At 46.9% G+C, this 946-nt stretch carries 1 protein-coding gene; it reads left to right on the forward strand.

What is annotated here, in order from left to right; translation table 11 throughout:
- On the forward strand, positions 1-788 hold a 788-nt coding region (locus tag R7R24_RS25220; RefSeq protein ID WP_318119844.1), incomplete at its 5' end, for an MFS transporter.
- Positions 789-946 lie beyond the last annotated feature (158 nt).

Here is a 946-nt window from a genome sequence, read left to right on the forward strand (position 1 = left end):
TCAGCTACCTTAATGGTGCGATCTGCTTTATTCCGGCACTGGCCCCAATCTTAGGTAGCTGGTTAACTCAGCAACTCGATTGGCGTGCAAACTTCAGCTTTATGGCTGGTTTTGCGGTTGTCTCAGGAACGTTGATGTTCTTGATGATGAAGGAAACCAACCCAGCAACCGAGAAACAAGCGGTATTCAAAGTAAGTCGTTACTGGTCGGTACTGAGCACGCCATCTTTCATTTTCCACGCATCACTATGTTTGATGGCCATGGCGGTTATCTTAGCTTACGTGACGTCAGCACCGTCGGTATTGATGACAGGCATGGGCCTTTCAATGAATGAGTTCACATTCTGGTTTGGCATTAACGCGGTCATTAACATCGCTGGCTGTATGTTGGCACCGAAGTTCATGGAACGTTTTGGCACACACAACACGCTTGTGGTTGGTATCTCGACGTTGGCTCTGGCTGGTGTGGTGATGCTGGTGATGAATGGCCAAAACACGGCGCTGTCGTTCATGCTGCCAATCTTTATGTCGTCCGTTGGTTTTGCTTTGATTCTTGGCGGCGCCGCGGGCAAGGCGTTGGAACCATTCGGTGATAAAGCGGGCACAGCCGCGGCGCTACTTGGTTTGTTCCAAATGAGCGGTTCTGGTTTGTTAGTGGGTACCTTACAGCGTTTGCCGTTTGATCCACAAACATTGATTGCTATTCATATGTGGGTATTGCTACCAGCATTGGTGATTCTATTTTCAAAGGCCGGTAAGAGCTGGCACGCACGCTTCGCTAATGCGTAAATCAGTGTAATTTAGTATTTTCCAATGTATGTAACGCGTGTATATTTGTCGTTCACACTTTTCCTGACACCATAATGGAATTCAAAAAGTAATGTCGTTAACCACGTATGAAATGGCTCGTATTCTAGAGCAAATGGAAGATTCACCAGAAAAGGTGA

The organism is Vibrio sp. 704 (assembly GCF_033339295.1).